Source organism: Flavobacterium tructae, from assembly GCF_001853485.1.
Classification (GTDB): domain Bacteria; phylum Bacteroidota; class Bacteroidia; order Flavobacteriales; family Flavobacteriaceae; genus Flavobacterium; species Flavobacterium tructae.
On record NZ_MIKE01000026.1, the window covers coordinates 127,068 to 142,357 of the forward strand.

The following is a 15,290-nucleotide window of genomic DNA, read 5'->3' on the forward strand; positions in this document are numbered from 1 at the left end:
ATTTAAATATGGCAAAATATTCAAGAATTGAAGTGGCTTTAACGATGAAAGAAAACGGAATGGTTCCGCTATTCTTTCATTCAGATATCGAAATAAGCAAGAAAGTATTAAAGGCCTGTTATGATGGAGGTGCAAGATTAATGGAATTTACAAGCAGAGGAGATTTTGCTCATGAAGTTTTTGGAGCATTAAATAAATATGCTTTGGCAGAATTACCGGGAATGATGCTTGGTGTTGGTTCTATTACTGATGCGGCTTCAGCATCTTTGTACATGAGTCTGGGAGCGAATTTTATTGTGACTCCGGTTTTTAGAGAAGATATTGCAATTGCCTGTAATCGACGAAAAGTACTTTGGTCTCCGGGCTGCGGAACATTAACCGAAATTGCAAGAGCCGAAGAATTAGGATGCGAAATCGTAAAATTGTTTCCGGGTGATATTTACGGACCGGAATTTATCAAAGCTATAAAAGGCCCATGTCCGTGGACGAATATCATGCCAACAGGTGGAGTTTTGCCAACAGTTGATAGTCTGACTTCGTGGTTTAGTGCGGGAGCGACCTGCGTGGGAATTGGATCACAGTTAATTTCAAAAGAGATATTAGAACGACAGGATTATGACGGATTAAAAACAAAAGTTAGTCAGGTTCTGGATATTATAAAAAGTATTAAAAATAAATAAGGGTAATCATATAGGTCCTTATTTAACATGCGTTTTTTTTAGATTTTAGAAATTGTAATTGAGCATTACGCTTGATAAATGAATCTTGTGAGTCCTCACAGCAAGGTTTGTTTTCCTCACACAAGTGTAATGTTTCTTTTACAGTGAGAGGAAATAATCAGAGATAAATAAGGTATTAAACGTGATTATTGATAACACTTTAAGAGAAAAAGTAATGGAAAAATTAAACAGAGTGAGCTCAGGGCTTTCAGAAAAACTTCCTATAAAAATAGTTCAATTTGGAGAAGGTAACTTTTTAAGAGCCTTTGTAGAATATGCTTTTCAAAAATTAAATCAGGAAGCTGATTTTAATGCAGGAATTGCCGTAGTACAGCCTATCGACAGAGGTTTGGTGAACATGATTAATGCTCAGGACGGATTGTATACCTTATTCATGAAAGGAGTAAAAAAAGGAGAAGAGATCCAGGAAAAAGAATTGATTTCCAATATCGTAAAAGCAATTGATCCTTATGCATCTTTTCAGGAGTATCTGGCTTTGGCCAGAGAAGAAGAATTGGCTTTTATTATTTCAAATACAACCGAAGCAGGTATAGAATATATCGAATCCGATCAGTTGAGTATGCAGCCCCCGGTTTCTTTTCCGGCTAAATTAACGGTGCTTTTATATGAAAGATTCAAGCATTTTAAAGGAGCGGCAGATAAAGCATTAACGATTATTCCTTGCGAATTAATCAATTACAATTCAGATACTTTAAAAGAAATTATTTTAAAATATTGTGCGGACTGGAAATTAGAAAATGAATTTGTTTTCTGGTTAACAGCTAGTTGTTCTTTTCATAATACATTAGTAGACAGAATTGTACCCGGTTATCCGAAAGACCAGATTGAAGAGTACAACAGTCAGTTGGATTATAAAGACGATTTGATTGTAAGTGCCGAAAGTTTCTTTTTGTGGGTAATTGAAGGAGATGATAAACTGAAAGCAAAACTTCCGTTTGGAAAAACAGCACTGGATGTAAAAATCGTAGCCGACATGCAGCCGTATCGTACACGTAAAGTGAGAATTCTGAATGGAGTACATACCGCTATGGTTCCTTTCTCAATGCTTTATGGTAACGAGACTGTAAAAGAAACGGTTGACAATGCTTTTACCGGTGATTTTGTAAACAAAGCTGTTTTTGAAGAGATCAATGAAACGTTGAACATGGATAAGGCAGAATTGGTCAGTTTCTCTGAAGAAATTCTGGACCGTTTTAGAAACCCGTTTATCAAGCATTTACTGTCTTCAATTGCATTAAACTCGATTTCAAAATTTAAAGTGCGCGTATTACCTAGTTTAACGGGATATGTGGATATTCATCAAAAACTTCCGGTTCATTTAACGTTTGCTTTTGCTGCTTTGATCCGTTTTTACAAAGGAAGTTGGAAGGGCGGGGTTTTACCAATTAATGATAGTGAGGATATTGTTTCTTTTTTCGAAAGTCTTTGGAAATCGGATGATTATGAAAAAATAGCACGATTGACTTTGCAGAATACAAGCTTCTGGGACGAGGATTTAACACTGGTGCCGGGATTAACAAAAGCAATTACAGTCGCATTGGAAGAAATTGATGCAAACGGAATTGAAAATGGTTTTACCAATTTTCAAAAACAAATAAATAATGTAACTCAGAAAGTTTAGTTATGGCAACGCAAAAAAAATTAATAAAAGTTCATCCTACAGATAATGTAGCAGTAGCTTTGGTAAATCTTTCAGCAGGTGAGGTGATTGATTTTGAAGGTTCGGCCGTTACTGTTGAGAGTGATGTGAAGATGAAGCATAAAATCGCGATGGTTCCTTTTAATACAGGAGACAGGATTATTATGTATGGAGTTCTGGTAGGAAAAGCGAGTGCTAAAATTGGAAAAGGAGGTTTGCTTTCTACGGCTAATGTAAAACACGAAAGCGATAAAGTAACCGGAAAAACAGAAACAATTGGCTGGACGGCTCCGAATATTGAGAAGTGGAAAGACAGAACTTTCATGGGTTATCACAGAGAAGACGGACAAGTTGGAACCGAGAATGTATGGCTGTTTTTTCCATTGGTATTTTGTGAAAACAGAAACATCGAAATTCTAAAAGATATTTTTGAAAAAGAATTAATGAAGCCCAAAGAGAACGATTATCAATTGTTACTTCGTTCCTTGGTGAAATCAGAAACCGGTGGAGCCGGAAATGAAGCCGCTTCAAACGAGGCTAATTTATTCAACAACATCGAAGTAAAATTCATCACACATCAGGGTGGTTGTGGAGGTATTCGTCAGGATTCGCATAGTCTGGCCAAATTATTGGCAGGATATGTAAACAATCCAAACGTGGCCGGAGCAACTGTATTGAGTCTGGGTTGTCAGAACCTGCAAATTCAAATCTTTAAAGATGCTTTAGATGCGATAAATCCAAACAGTAAAAAACCGGTTTTGATTTACGATCAGCAGCAAATCGGGACAATCGAAACCATGCTGAGCAGTGTGGTAAAAGATACCTTTGAAGCCATTAAAAAAGCAAACGAAGTACAAAGAACTCCGGCACCTTTATCCAAACTAAAAATAGGTTTAGAGTGTGGCGGATCTGATGGATTCTCCGGAATTTCGGCTAACCCGACATTAGGGGTAACTTCAGATTTACTGGCTGCTTTAGGAGGAACTACAATACTTTCAGAATTTCCGGAATTGTGTGGAGTAGAGCAGGAGTTAGTCAACCGTTGCGTCGAAGAGGAAAGTGGAGAACGCTTTTTAGAATTAATGAAATGGTATGAAAAAACCGTAGTAGATGCCGGTTCAGGTTTTGATATGAATCCTTCTCCGGGTAATATCAAAGACGGATTGATTACCGATGCCATGAAATCAGCAGGAGCCGCTAAAAAAGGAGGGACATCACCAATTACCGGTGTTTTTGATTATGGCGAATACATTTCGAAACCGGGATTAACGCTGCTTTGTACGCCTGGAAATGACGTGGAGTGCACAACAGCAATGGTAGGTTCGGGAGCCAATATGGTATTGTTTACGACAGGCTTGGGAACTCCAACAGGAAACCCGATCGCACCTGTAGTGAAAATTTCGTCTAACACCGACCTTGCTAAAAAGATGTCCGATATTATTGATATTGACACCGGCGGTATTATCACAGGCGAAAAATCCATCGACGAAATGGCTGATGAAATGTTGGAGTTTATCATCGATGTTGCCAGCGGTACCATTAAAACCAAGGCAGCAATCTTAAATCAAAACGATTTTATTCCCTGGAAGAGAGGGGTTTCACTCTAGAAAAATAAAGCATTATATAAAAAACTCACTGTTAAGTGAGTTTTTTTTGTTTGAACTATTAAGATCTTAAGTTTCATTAAGCAGAGAGTAGTTATGGCTAACCGGTTAATTACAGAGCTTAATTTACTTAATCTTTATTGAAAAATGAAAAAACTTAAAGGCTAGTTCTTGATGACGATTTACGAATGTGTAATTCCGGAGCAAGAACTACCTTTTTTTCAATTTTAATCGTCTCCGTTTTGTCGACCTGTTCCAGAAAAACACGAGCAGACATTTTACCCATTTCAAGCGGAGACTGATCTACAGAAGTAATCGATAATTCCATAAATTTCGTAAAAGGCTCATTACTGAAACCCGCTACGCAAAACTCTTTAGGAATACTGACATTTCTTTCTTTTAGTTCCTGAATAGCGCCTAAAGCAGCAAAATCACTCGATGAAAATATAGCATCAGGAGGTGTTTCCAACTGAAGTAAAAGCTCTACGGCCTGCTTTCCGTGGTCAACGGTACTTTTTACAGGAATAACATATTTTTCGTCAAATGTTATTCCATTGTCTAATAAAGCCTGTTTGTATCCTAGAAACCTGTTTTTAAAGATTTCAAGCGACTGATCTCCGGATAAGTGAGCAATATTTCTACAGCCTTCATCAATTAAATGTTTGGTAGTTTGGTAACCACCTCTAAAGTCATTTATGGTTACAGAACTCACTCCGTCAATATGTTTGCTTCTGTCGAAAAAGATAAGCGGAACATTTTTTTGCAGAACATATTGAAAAGCACCGTCATTTTCTCCCGTTACATCGGTAACCGACATGATGATACCGTCAACTTGGGCATCTATTAAAGTATATAAGTTTTCGTTTTCTCTTTTCGGATTTTCGTGCGTCTGGCAAATAATTACCTGATAACCATGTGGATGAAGTTCTTCTTCTATTCCCCGGATAACCGAAGCGAAAAAGTTGCTGTCGATACGCGGAACTATAACGCCAATATTATTACTTCGGCCGCTTTTTAAGGCGAGCGCCAGTTTATTTTGCTTATAGTTCATTGAAGCCGCAGTTTTAATAACCAACTCGCGCGTGCTCTCTTTTATTTTCGGATTATTGTTTAATGCCCGCGAAACGGTAGCAGCGGTGATATTTAATTTTTCGGCAATATCGTAAATGGTTATCTTTTCGCTCATTAAAAATGGTTTTTCATATTTATCTCTGACAAAAATACATTTTTTTTTATAACGTTTTACATATTGTTATCGATTACCATAATTTATAATTAAAACGATTTCGATTCTACAATGATAATAAATTATCTAATTTTTTACATTAAGTGTAATTATATTCCGTAATAAAAATTAAATATATAATTAATTTTCAAATAAATTTGGTGCATTAAAACTATTTTTCTACTTTCGTGTAATCGATTACATAATTGCACTGTTTTGTAAATCAATCTTAAAATAGAATAACATGATTGCAGGGAAAGTTAGAATGTTTAAATCAGTTTTAATGGCAGCTACAACAGCTTTCACGATGCTGTCTTGTGGAAAGCAGGCTCTAGCTGTTTCTGAATCTGATCCCTGGAAAAACAAAGACTTAATTGTAAAAAGTATCTCTAAAACCCGTTTTTTAGATAAGACTTATAATGTTAATGATTTTGGAGCAGTGGCTGATGGAAAGACATTAAATACACTGGCCTTTGAAAAAGCAATAAAAGCATGTGCTCAAAATGGCGGAGGAAAAGTGTTAATCCCAGCTGGAAAATATGTAACAGGTGCCATACATTTAGAGAGTAATGTAAACCTGCATTTAGAGGATCATGCAGAAGTCCTTTTTAGCATCGATCCAAAAGAATATCCTATGGTTCATACTTCCTTTGAAGGAACAGAACTGATGAATTATTCGCCACTTATTTACGCCAAAAACAAAACCAATATAGCCATTACCGGAAAAGGAACTCTAAACGGACAGGCAGATGCTACGAACTGGTGGATTTGGTCCGGTGGTAAAGATTACGGCTGGAAAAAAGGAATTCCTTCGCAGAATGATCCTCAAAATCGTGCCGTTTTGATCGATATGGCCGAAAATGGGGTTCCGATAAAAGAAAGAATCTTTGGTGAGGGACGCTATCTGCGACCTAATTTTATGGAGTTTTTTGAATGTAGTACCATTTTGGTTAAAGATGTTATCATTATAAATGCTCCCTTTTGGATTTTACATCCTTTAAAATCAAACAACATTATCATTGACGGAGTTACCGTAAACAGTCATGGTCCTAATAATGACGGTTGTGATCCTGAATATTCACAAAATGTACTTATCAAGAATTGTACTTTTAATACTGGCGACGATTGTATCGCGATCAAAGCAGGTCGCGATGGCGATGGACGACGAGTAGCAATTCCAAGCAAAAATATTATCGTTCAGAACTGTAAAATGATCGACGGTCATGGCGGAGTAGTTATTGGAAGTGAAATATCGGCCGGTGTCAATACTATTTTTGTAGAAGACTGCGTCATGGACAGTCCAAATTTGGATCGTGCCATCCGAATCAAGACCAATTCAAAAAGAGGCGGAGTCATTGAAAATGTATTCGTTCGAAACCTTGAAGTGGGTACTGTAAAAGAATGTGTTTTAAAATTAAACATGTTTTACAATGTTTACGGTTCACAAACCGGCAATTTTATTCCAACCATCAGAAATATCAGCCTGGAAAATATAAACGTTAAAAATGGAGGAAAATATGGAGTATGGGCAGAAGGCTATGAGCAATCTCCTGTAGAAAATATTACCCTTAAAAATGTTGTCATTCAAAAAGTAGATTCGGTGCATTTGCTTAAAAATGTGAAGAACATACAATTTATTAATACCTATATCAATGAAAAAAAAGTAGAATAACTTACGAATTAAAAACTATCAATTAACCAAACCATTTTAAAAAACTATGAATACCAAACAACTATTAAAGAAAAAAATAAAATACAGTCTTGTATTTTTATTTTTCCTGAATTTTTTGTTGAGCAGTGCAGCTTATGCGCAATCGACTATAGTGGAGGGGAAAATTACAGATGCTGCGGGATTATCATTACCAGGTGTAAACATTCAGGAAAAGGGAACTAAAAACGGAACCTCTACAGATTTTGAAGGAAGTTTTAAAATAAATGTGTCCAATAATAAAGTAATTTTAATTGTAAGCTACTTAGGCTTTCAGACACAAGAAGTAAGCATTGCAGGAAAATCGAAAGTGAATGTGAGCCTGGCGGAACAATCCAATTCACTAAATGAAGTAGTGGTTGTAGGATACGGTACCGCAAAGAAAACAGACCTTACCGGAGCAGTCAATACTTTGTCGGCAGCTAAAATTACCGAAAGAAACGTTACCAATCCGATGGAAGCGATTCAGGGAGGTATTGCGGGAGTTCAGGTAACTTCAAACAGTGGCCGTATTGGTGACGGTTTTAACGTTGTGATCAGAGGAACAAACTCAATCAATAAAGATGGTTCGAAACCTCTTTTTGTGGTGGATGGCGTACCAACAGATAATATTGACTTCCTGAATCCGCAGGACATCGCGAGAATGGACGTATTGAAAGATGCATCTTCTGCCGCCATCTATGGTTCCAGAGGAGGAAGCGGGGTTATCATTGTAACGACCAAAAGTGGAACAAGTGCTAAGTCTGGTGTTACTGTTACTTTTGACAGCTCTTACGGTAACAAAGAGGCCGTAAGATTACCAAAATTAATGAGTCCTGAAAAATGGTGGTATTACCATCAATCGGCATTTTTGGCAACTACTATTTCAGCTACCAATCCAACCTATAACGATATTGATGCTTCAGAATTGAATGCTGCTGTAGGACAGGCCGGTACAAACCCTGTGTTATTTCAGAGAGTAGCTAACAATAAAAGCTACAACTGGCAGGATGCGGTTCTTAAAGGTGGAATGATGCAAAACAATTACTTAAATGTTTCCGGTCGTGCCGATAACGGACTGTCGTATAACATTGGTCTTGGAGCTCAGAAAGAAACGGGAGTAATTGACAATGAAGGAATTGATAAATACAATTTTAAAGCAGGTTTGAATCATAAAATAAACGACAAAATTTCATTTGGAGTTAATCTTACTATTTCTAAGACCTCTGAACAGTTAGGAAGTCCAACGGCCATGCAGGAAGCTTTCAGACAAAACCCATATACTTCGCCTTGGGCGATAGATGCAGCCGGTAATGAAATTGTTGGAACTTATGCACAACAGCCGGGTACATTGAGATATCCTAACGGAAATTTAGCGATCAACAAAACAGGTTCTTACAATCCGCTTTTAGAAATTGCAAATTCAACAGACGAAATAGAAAGATTCACTACCCTTGGGAATATCTTCGGAGAGTATAAAATCAACAGCTGGTTATCATTCCGCTCTACTTTTTCAGCAGGAAAAATGGACGCGAGAGAAGGAAGATCATTTGGCGCACAAACTGATTTTGGTCTTAAAAATAAAAGCTTGCCATCCGGTGACGTAACCAATGTGAACAATTTTAATTATACGTGGGACAATCAGTTTAACATCAATTACACGTTAAATAAAGACCATGTTTTTAGCTTTTTAGGTCTTCAGAGTTTCTATTCTAATACTACCGAAACGTATTTTGCAGCGTCAAGAGAAAACCCTTTTGAAACCAGTTTTTACAATTTAGGTTCAGGAGTTCAGTCTACCTACTCCTTGACACCATCAAATGGTACTATCGCATTACTTCCTTCAGGAGTGTTCACTCCATACTCTAAAAATACTTTAGAATCGTATGCGGCCCGTTTCAATTATGCGTATCAGGGACGTTACTTGTTAACCGCTTCGGTACGTTATGACGGATCATCTGTTTTGGCTGAAAATAATAAATGGACTGCTTTCCCTTCTGTAGCTTTAGGATGGAATGTTCATGAAGAAGGATTTATGAAAAAATTAGATTTCGTTTCTAATTTTAAATTAAGAGGAAGTATTGGTTATACCGGAAATGACAATGTTAGCCCTTATTCAAGTTTAACTGTTTTAAAAAATCCTGCGTACTATGACTTTAACGGTACCATTGCCAATGGGTTTACTACTTCAAGTTTAGGAAATACCAATCTGACCTGGGAGAAAACAAAAGAGGTGAATTTAGGTTTGGATTTTGGATTTGTTCACAATAGAATTTCAGGTAGTGTAGACGTTTACAATCGTTTGTCTAAAGATTTATTATTTCAACAAGCCCTTCCGTTAGAAATCGGAGTACCAACTATTACTTCTAATGTAGGTTCTATCAGAAATAAAGGTATTGAAGTGGCCTTGGTTACTAAAAACATTCAAACTAAAAATGTTACTTGGGAGACCAGCTTCACTTTTACTAAAAACGTAAACAAACTGGAGTCTATTTATGGTCAGGATCAGGTAAGTGATGTTGGAAATAATTTATTTATTGGAGAAAATGTTCATTCGTACTACAACTATGTTTTTGATGGAGTATGGCAGGAAAGTGAAGCGGCACAAGCCCTTTCTTACGGTCAGAAACCGGGAGAAGCAAAAGTAAAAGATTTGAATAACGATGGAAAAATTGACGCCAATAACGACAGAGCTATTTTAGGAAACTACGATCCTAAATGGTCCGGAAGTTTCTCTACAACTCTAAAAGTAAAACAATTTGATTTGTCAATGTCGTTAATCACCAATCAGGGAATGACTGTCTTTAGCGGATTCCACGACAACTTTGCCGATGTTACCGACAGAGGGCGTCAAAAATTAGATCTTGGAGACTGGTATATTCCGGCTAATGGCGCAGGTATAGCGGCTCAGTATTCCAATACAAATCCGTTACCACGTGGAGCAGGGGTTTATTATGATACCAATAACGTAGCATTTTACAAAGACGCTTCATTTGTAAAAATTCAAAACATCGCTTTTGGGTATAGTTTTGATCAGGATTTAGTAAGCAAATTGAAAATTAAAAGTTTAAGACTTTATGTGAATGTGTTGAATCCTTTTGTATTTACCAATTACGAAGGATATGACCCTGAATGGGCAACTGCAGCATTAGCAGTGAATCGTGTGGCGACAAGGACCGTTCAGATGGGATTAAGTTTAAAATTTTAAATTAAGAAAAATGAAAAAAATAGTAGTAGTTATAGCATTACTGGCGACGACATTTAATTCGTGCTCCAATTTTATCGAAGAAGACAACCGTGCCTTTGGTTCGGCAGAACAATATTTTCTTACTGCTCCCGGGTTTGAGTCATTAGTTAATACCAATTATGCCACTCTAAAAGATATATACGGCGGTGATCCGTGGCTGTTTGAAGCAGGTACCGATATGTACTCTGAAGGAAGAAATCAGGAACCGGAAGGATTGGCTAAATATTTAACCCTTTCTTCTTCGTCAGCCGGAGTAGATTTATTGTACAGAACTTGTTACATGGCCATTCAGCAAGCCAACAAAGGATTGTATTATTCAACCCTTACTGAGAAAGCAAGTACAGTAGATACAAGAGTAGGCGAACTGAAATTTTTAAGAGCAAATGCTTATTTTCTTTTGGTTCAGACTTACGGAGGTGTTCCGATTGTATTAGAGAATATTAATACTGCTATTACCTCTTTCGACAGAAATTCAGCAGAAGAAGTATACACACAAATTTTAAAAGACCTTAACGAAGCGCTTCCGGCAGTGGGCACAGGGGCTTACACAGGAAGAGTGAATAAAAGAGCCGTTCAGGATTTGTTAGCAAAAGTATATTTGACTAAAGGTTACGAAACTTTTGGAACACCGGCAGATTTTACTACCGCAGCTTCTTTAGCAGATCAGGTAATTGCCGGACAAGGACTTAATGTATCTTTTGCAGATGTGGTAAAACCAGGCAACGAGATGAATGCCGAAACCATTTTCTCCGTTCAGTTTTCAGTAGCTTCGAATGCTACAGGAGTAACAGCGTTGGGAAGTTCACAAAACTACTGGTTTAGTTCGTACTTAGGCGCAGCAGCAGCAGGTAATCCATATCCAAACAGAAGTTACACACTTTGTCCTACAGCTTACGCATTATCATTGTATGAGCAGGGTGATAAACGTTGGGAAAATACCTTCATGACCGAAATCTACAGCCGATACTACGATTTTTATACCGTAACGGATAAAACGGTTTTGAAAATTACAGATTTTTACGAGCCACGTTGGTTTACTTTAGCCGACAGAGCTGCCTGGAATACCGCTAATGCTTCAAGAAAAGCCAATGCAGCAACGTTCAGATACCACAATTGGGGAACTTATTCTTCGGCTGCCGCTTCAGGTGGTGATTACAACCTGATTCCGGTTCGTAAATTCGACGATCCAAATGCACCATACAGCGGTGCCACCAGTGCCAACTACAACACCACACCGATCACACCGGCAACCAACAGAAGCAGTACCCGTGATTTTATTGTAGCAAGGCTGGGAGAAACCTATCTGGTTGCCGCCGAAGCTTACTTTAAAGCAGGTCAGCCAGCGACAGCTTTAACACGTTTGAATGAAGTAAGAAGAAGAGCAGGAGGCGGAGTAGTGGGAGCAATTCCGGTAATGACGACTATTGATATCAACACCATATTAGACGAAAGAGGAAGAGAACTATTAGGAGAATACCACCGTTGGTTCGATTTGAAACGTACCGGTACATTGGTACAAAGAGCCGTTTTATACAATCCTAAAATCACCAATGCCAACGTATTTAACGGACAGAATGGTAATCTTAAAATTTTGAGACCAATACCACAGTCAGCATTAGATTTGAACAGAAGTAAAAATTACCCTCAAAACCCGGCTTATTAAAAAGGTTTTTATGATTAGTGGTTTTAAAAATTTTGAGGTTAAGTTTTTTTGAGGAAGTTAAAAAGGGGCCTGATCCTGAATCGGGCTCCTTTCTTAACGAATAAATCAGATAAGTAAAATGAAAAGAATAGGGATTGTTTTGTGGCTCTTTTCGAATATAGTTCTGGCGCAGAATCATATTACTGCAGATACTTCTTATACCGTAAATAGTACGTATACTAAGTTGATTAAGAAATATCCGTTTATAAAAATAGCAGAAGCGAAAAACAAGGCAAATGTGATTCAAATGGAGAATATAATCTATCACAAGAGTCAAAACAGAGCATTACATCTCGACGCCTATTGGAACAAAACCGAAAATACAAATCCGGGAGTAATTTTGATTCACGGGGGAGGCTGGAAATCGGGGAATAAAAATCAGATGCAGGTTTTGGGGCAGGAAATCAGTTCAAAAGGATATTCCTGTTTTGCAATAGAATACCAATTATCGCCTGAAGCAAAATATCCACAGGCGGTTTATGATGTAAAAAATGCCATTAAATTTATAAAAGAGAATGCGAAAGAATTTCATGTAGATCCAAACAAAATTGCCGTACTTGGATGCTCTTCAGGAGGTCAGATGGCAGCTTTGATTGGTACAACAAATAAAAATTCCGCTTTTGAAGATCCTGCGAACAAGAGTAGATCCTCAGCAAAAGTGAACGCAATAATTGATGTAGATGGAATTTTAGCGTTTAAACATCCGGAATCGGAAGAAGGAGAAATGGCTGCTTTTTGGTTAAACGGCACTTATCAGGAAAAACGGGAGAACTGGGAAAAGGCATCGGCGTTAAGCCATACCGATAAAAACACTCCGCCAACACTGTTCATCAACAGCAGTTTTGATCGGTTTCATGCAGGCAGAGAGGATATGATTGCAATTTTAAACCAAAATAAGATCTATAATGAGGTCAGAACCATAAAAGATTCACCGCATTCCTTTTGGTTTTTTCAGCCATGGTTTGAAGAAACAGCTCAATATACAACACAATTTTTAGACAGAATATTTAAACAATTACAGTAAAAAATGAAAACAAAAATCACAATAGCAACCTTACTTTTAGTCGGTATTACAGCGGTTAAGGCACAGAAATATGATATAAAAACCGCCAAAACGTATGCCGAAATTTCTGCTAAAACAGACGGAAAATGGGAAGCCCGTAAATATATCGGAGGAACTGTGTTTAAAAATGTAGACAGACTTAAACTGGCACCGGAGCATACAGACCATTCTTTTGACATTCGTTACGAAGGACCGGGTTGGGAAAGCAATCGAATTGGATATCGTTTGTATTTGGACTGGCGAAATGCGATTGACATTTTCGGTAAAAAAACATCAGAAATTGTTTTGCCAAAAGTAGGTCAGGATAATTTTGATTCCTATCACGAGATGAGCGATTGGGGAGCCGATATTCTAAAAGCAGGAAAAGGAATCGGGATAGGATCCATAGATCGCTACTTAAACAATGAAAAATTGCATTTCTATGAAGTAGATTCGACTATTGCAACAGTAGTAAACAAAACCAATGAATCGGGGGTAAAAGTGCAATATTATGGATGGAAAACGGCTTCGGATAAAATTGATTTCACCTCAGTTTTGACCATTAAACCAAATGAACTGTACACGCAGCATACCATTCAGGCATCCAAAGAAATAAAAGGAATCTGTACAGGAATTGTAAAGCAGAAAAATACGGAGCTTCTTAAAAAAGAAAGCAAAAATAAAAAATGGGCTTATCTGGCCACGTATGGTCAGCAGTCATTAGTTCCGGACAAATTAGGAATGGCCATTTTTTATCAAATTAATACTATCGAAAATACTCCCGATACAGATTTAGATTATCTTTTAGTATTTAAGCCTACTACAAAAGCAACTTCTTTTTACTTTTTAGGTGCATGGGAACAAGAGCCAAACGGAATTAAATCGAAAGAAGAGTTTGTGAAATATTTAGATGAAAAGTTGGAAGTATTGAATAAGAAGGGTAAGATGTAAAAGAGTAAAGAGTAAAGAGTAAAGAGTAAAGAGTAAAGAGTAAAGAGTAAAGAGTAAAGAGTAAAGAGTAAAGAGTAAAGAGTAAAGAGTAAAGAGTAAAGAGTGCCAGAGATTAAAAAATCTGCATGATCTGCGAGAGAAAAAATATTCGCAATTTAATACACAAGTTAACCTAATCCATTTTAATCCTTTTAATCTGTGGCAAAAAAGACCTACTGCCAGAATATTAGTTTTATGCTTAAACCGACTTTTATAAAAATCAATTTGATTGTTTTACTGTTGATTTTCAGTACTAAAACAATGGCGCAGATGACTGAAAATAGCGTCTTACCTGACAATTTAAAGTGGTCACAGGGAACAGCGCTTACTATTTTGGACAAATATCCAAAAGCCTGGCAGATCGACGGCACTGAAAAGCCTAAATGGGATTATAAAATGGGATTTGTTTTGTTTGCTTTTGAGAAATTATATCAGAAAACAAGTGATAAAAAATATTTCGAATATATCAAAGAATATGCAGATGAACTGATTGATGCCAATGGGAAGATCGCTAAGTATGATAAGAGCGAGTACAATATTGATTGTGCGAACCCGGGCAAACTGTTGTTCGGACTTTATGACGAAACTAAGGACAAACGGTATTTAGAAGTACTACAGGAGCTCCGGGATCAGTTAGAAAATCAGCCCAGAACCGCAAGTGGAGGATTTTGGCACAAGCAAATTTATCCCAATCAAATGTGGATTGATGGTTTGTACATGGCGGAGCCATTTTACACTCAATACACTGTGAAATTTGAAAATGGGAAAGCTTTGAACGATATTGCCAAACAATTTGAATTGGTGCACGATCATTTGACAGATAAAAATACAGGTTTGGTTTATCAGGCTTGGGACGAGAGTAAGGAAATAGCTTGGGCAAATCCGCAAACGGGGACTTCGCCAACCATCTGGGGACGTGGTATAGGCTGGTACATGATGGCTTTGGTTGAAACATTGGAATACTATCCAAAAACACACCCCAAGTACAAAGTGCTAAAGGAATACCTGAATCAAATAGCCAAAACTGTCGTACAGCATAAAAGCACATCAGGGTTATGGTATCAGATTGCTGATAAACCTGAAATGAATGGGAATTTTTTAGAAGCATCATCGTCAGCCATGATTATTTATGCTTTAGCAAAAGGAGCAGATAAAGGATATTTGAATCCAGTCTATAAAAAGACAGCGCAAAAGTCATTTGAATCCTATGTAAAAGAATTTGTGATTACAGACGATCAGGGTCATATTGTGATTTCAAAGGTATCTTCGAATGTAGGTTTAGGAGGAAAACCATTTCGGGACGGATCAAATGAATATTATATCAAAAGTAAGGCAAAGGACAATAGTTCACCGGCTCTTGCGGCATTTTTGCTGAGCGCATTAGAATTAGATCAATAGTAGAATTTAAAATAAA

10 protein-coding genes are annotated in these 15,290 nt (G+C 37.3%); 9 read left to right on the plus strand and 1 reads right to left on the minus strand.

Annotated elements, in window-relative coordinates; translation table 11 throughout:
• Positions 1-8 precede the first annotated feature (8 nt).
• The 3 genes from BHE19_RS18175 (at position 9) to BHE19_RS18185 (ending at position 3,986) form a co-directional block, all read left to right on the plus strand.
• On the plus strand, positions 9-680 hold the full coding sequence (locus BHE19_RS18175; RefSeq protein ID WP_070908262.1) for a bifunctional 4-hydroxy-2-oxoglutarate aldolase/2-dehydro-3-deoxy-phosphogluconate aldolase: 672 nt from the start codon (positions 9-11) through the stop codon (positions 678-680).
• A 214-nt stretch (positions 681-894) separates the two neighbouring features.
• A complete protein-coding gene (locus BHE19_RS18180; protein WP_070908263.1) occupies positions 895-2,361 on the plus strand; it encodes a tagaturonate reductase in 1,467 nt (488 codons plus the stop codon).
• Positions 2,362-2,363: 2 nt separating this feature from the next.
• Entirely contained in the window at positions 2,364-3,986 is a 1,623-nt protein-coding gene (locus BHE19_RS18185; RefSeq protein ID WP_070908264.1) for a UxaA family hydrolase, read from the plus strand.
• A gap of 154 nt (positions 3,987-4,140) precedes the next feature.
• On the opposite strand, the gene BHE19_RS18190 is transcribed toward BHE19_RS18185, so the two are convergent.
• Entirely contained in the window at positions 4,141-5,169 is a 1,029-nt protein-coding gene (locus tag BHE19_RS18190; protein WP_070908265.1) for a LacI family DNA-binding transcriptional regulator, read from the minus strand.
• Between the two features lie 283 nt (positions 5,170-5,452).
• Between BHE19_RS18190 and BHE19_RS18195 the strand changes: the two genes are divergently transcribed.
• The 6 genes from BHE19_RS18195 (at position 5,453) to BHE19_RS18220 (ending at position 15,274) form a co-directional block, all read left to right on the plus strand.
• Complete coding sequence (locus tag BHE19_RS18195; RefSeq protein WP_070908266.1) at positions 5,453-6,880, plus strand: glycoside hydrolase family 28 protein; 1,428 nt, start codon at positions 5,453-5,455, stop codon at positions 6,878-6,880.
• 46 nt (positions 6,881-6,926) lie between these two features.
• On the plus strand, positions 6,927-10,103 hold the full coding sequence (locus tag BHE19_RS18200; RefSeq protein ID WP_070908267.1) for a SusC/RagA family TonB-linked outer membrane protein: 3,177 nt from the start codon (positions 6,927-6,929) through the stop codon (positions 10,101-10,103).
• Between the two features lie 10 nt (positions 10,104-10,113).
• Entirely contained in the window at positions 10,114-11,805 is a 1,692-nt protein-coding gene (locus BHE19_RS18205; protein WP_070908268.1) for a RagB/SusD family nutrient uptake outer membrane protein, read from the plus strand.
• Positions 11,806-11,923: 118 nt separating this feature from the next.
• Positions 11,924-12,868: an alpha/beta hydrolase gene (locus tag BHE19_RS18210; RefSeq protein ID WP_070908269.1), complete on the plus strand. Its 945-nt coding sequence runs from the start codon at positions 11,924-11,926 to the stop codon at positions 12,866-12,868.
• A gap of 3 nt (positions 12,869-12,871) precedes the next feature.
• Positions 12,872-13,837 (plus strand): DUF4861 family protein, encoded by a 966-nt coding sequence (locus BHE19_RS18215; protein ID WP_070908270.1) that lies wholly within the window; start codon positions 12,872-12,874, stop codon positions 13,835-13,837.
• Between the two features lie 234 nt (positions 13,838-14,071).
• Positions 14,072-15,274, plus strand: a complete 1,203-nt coding sequence (locus BHE19_RS18220; protein ID WP_070908271.1) for a glycoside hydrolase family 88/105 protein — start codon at positions 14,072-14,074, stop codon at positions 15,272-15,274.
• Positions 15,275-15,290 lie beyond the last annotated feature (16 nt).

Excerpts from the sequence above, each read along its gene's own strand:
- BHE19_RS18175 (WP_070908262.1), top strand. The coding sequence starts at position 9 with ATGGCAAAATATTCAAGAATTGAAGTGGCTTTAACGATGAAAGAAAAC.
- BHE19_RS18220 (WP_070908271.1), top strand. The coding sequence starts at position 14,072 with ATGCTTAAACCGACTTTTATAAAAATCAATTTGATTGTTTTACTGTTG.
- BHE19_RS18190 (WP_070908265.1), bottom strand. The coding sequence starts at position 5,169 with ATGAGCGAAAAGATAACCATTTACGATATTGCCGAAAAATTAAATATC.
- BHE19_RS18210 (WP_070908269.1), top strand. The coding sequence starts at position 11,924 with ATGAAAAGAATAGGGATTGTTTTGTGGCTCTTTTCGAATATAGTTCTG.
- BHE19_RS18200 (WP_070908267.1), top strand. The coding sequence starts at position 6,927 with ATGAATACCAAACAACTATTAAAGAAAAAAATAAAATACAGTCTTGTA.
- BHE19_RS18215 (WP_070908270.1), top strand. The coding sequence starts at position 12,872 with ATGAAAACAAAAATCACAATAGCAACCTTACTTTTAGTCGGTATTACA.
- BHE19_RS18195 (WP_070908266.1), top strand. The coding sequence starts at position 5,453 with ATGATTGCAGGGAAAGTTAGAATGTTTAAATCAGTTTTAATGGCAGCT.
- BHE19_RS18205 (WP_070908268.1), top strand. The coding sequence starts at position 10,114 with ATGAAAAAAATAGTAGTAGTTATAGCATTACTGGCGACGACATTTAAT.
- BHE19_RS18180 (WP_070908263.1), top strand. The coding sequence starts at position 895 with ATGGAAAAATTAAACAGAGTGAGCTCAGGGCTTTCAGAAAAACTTCCT.
- BHE19_RS18185 (WP_070908264.1), top strand. The coding sequence starts at position 2,364 with ATGGCAACGCAAAAAAAATTAATAAAAGTTCATCCTACAGATAATGTA.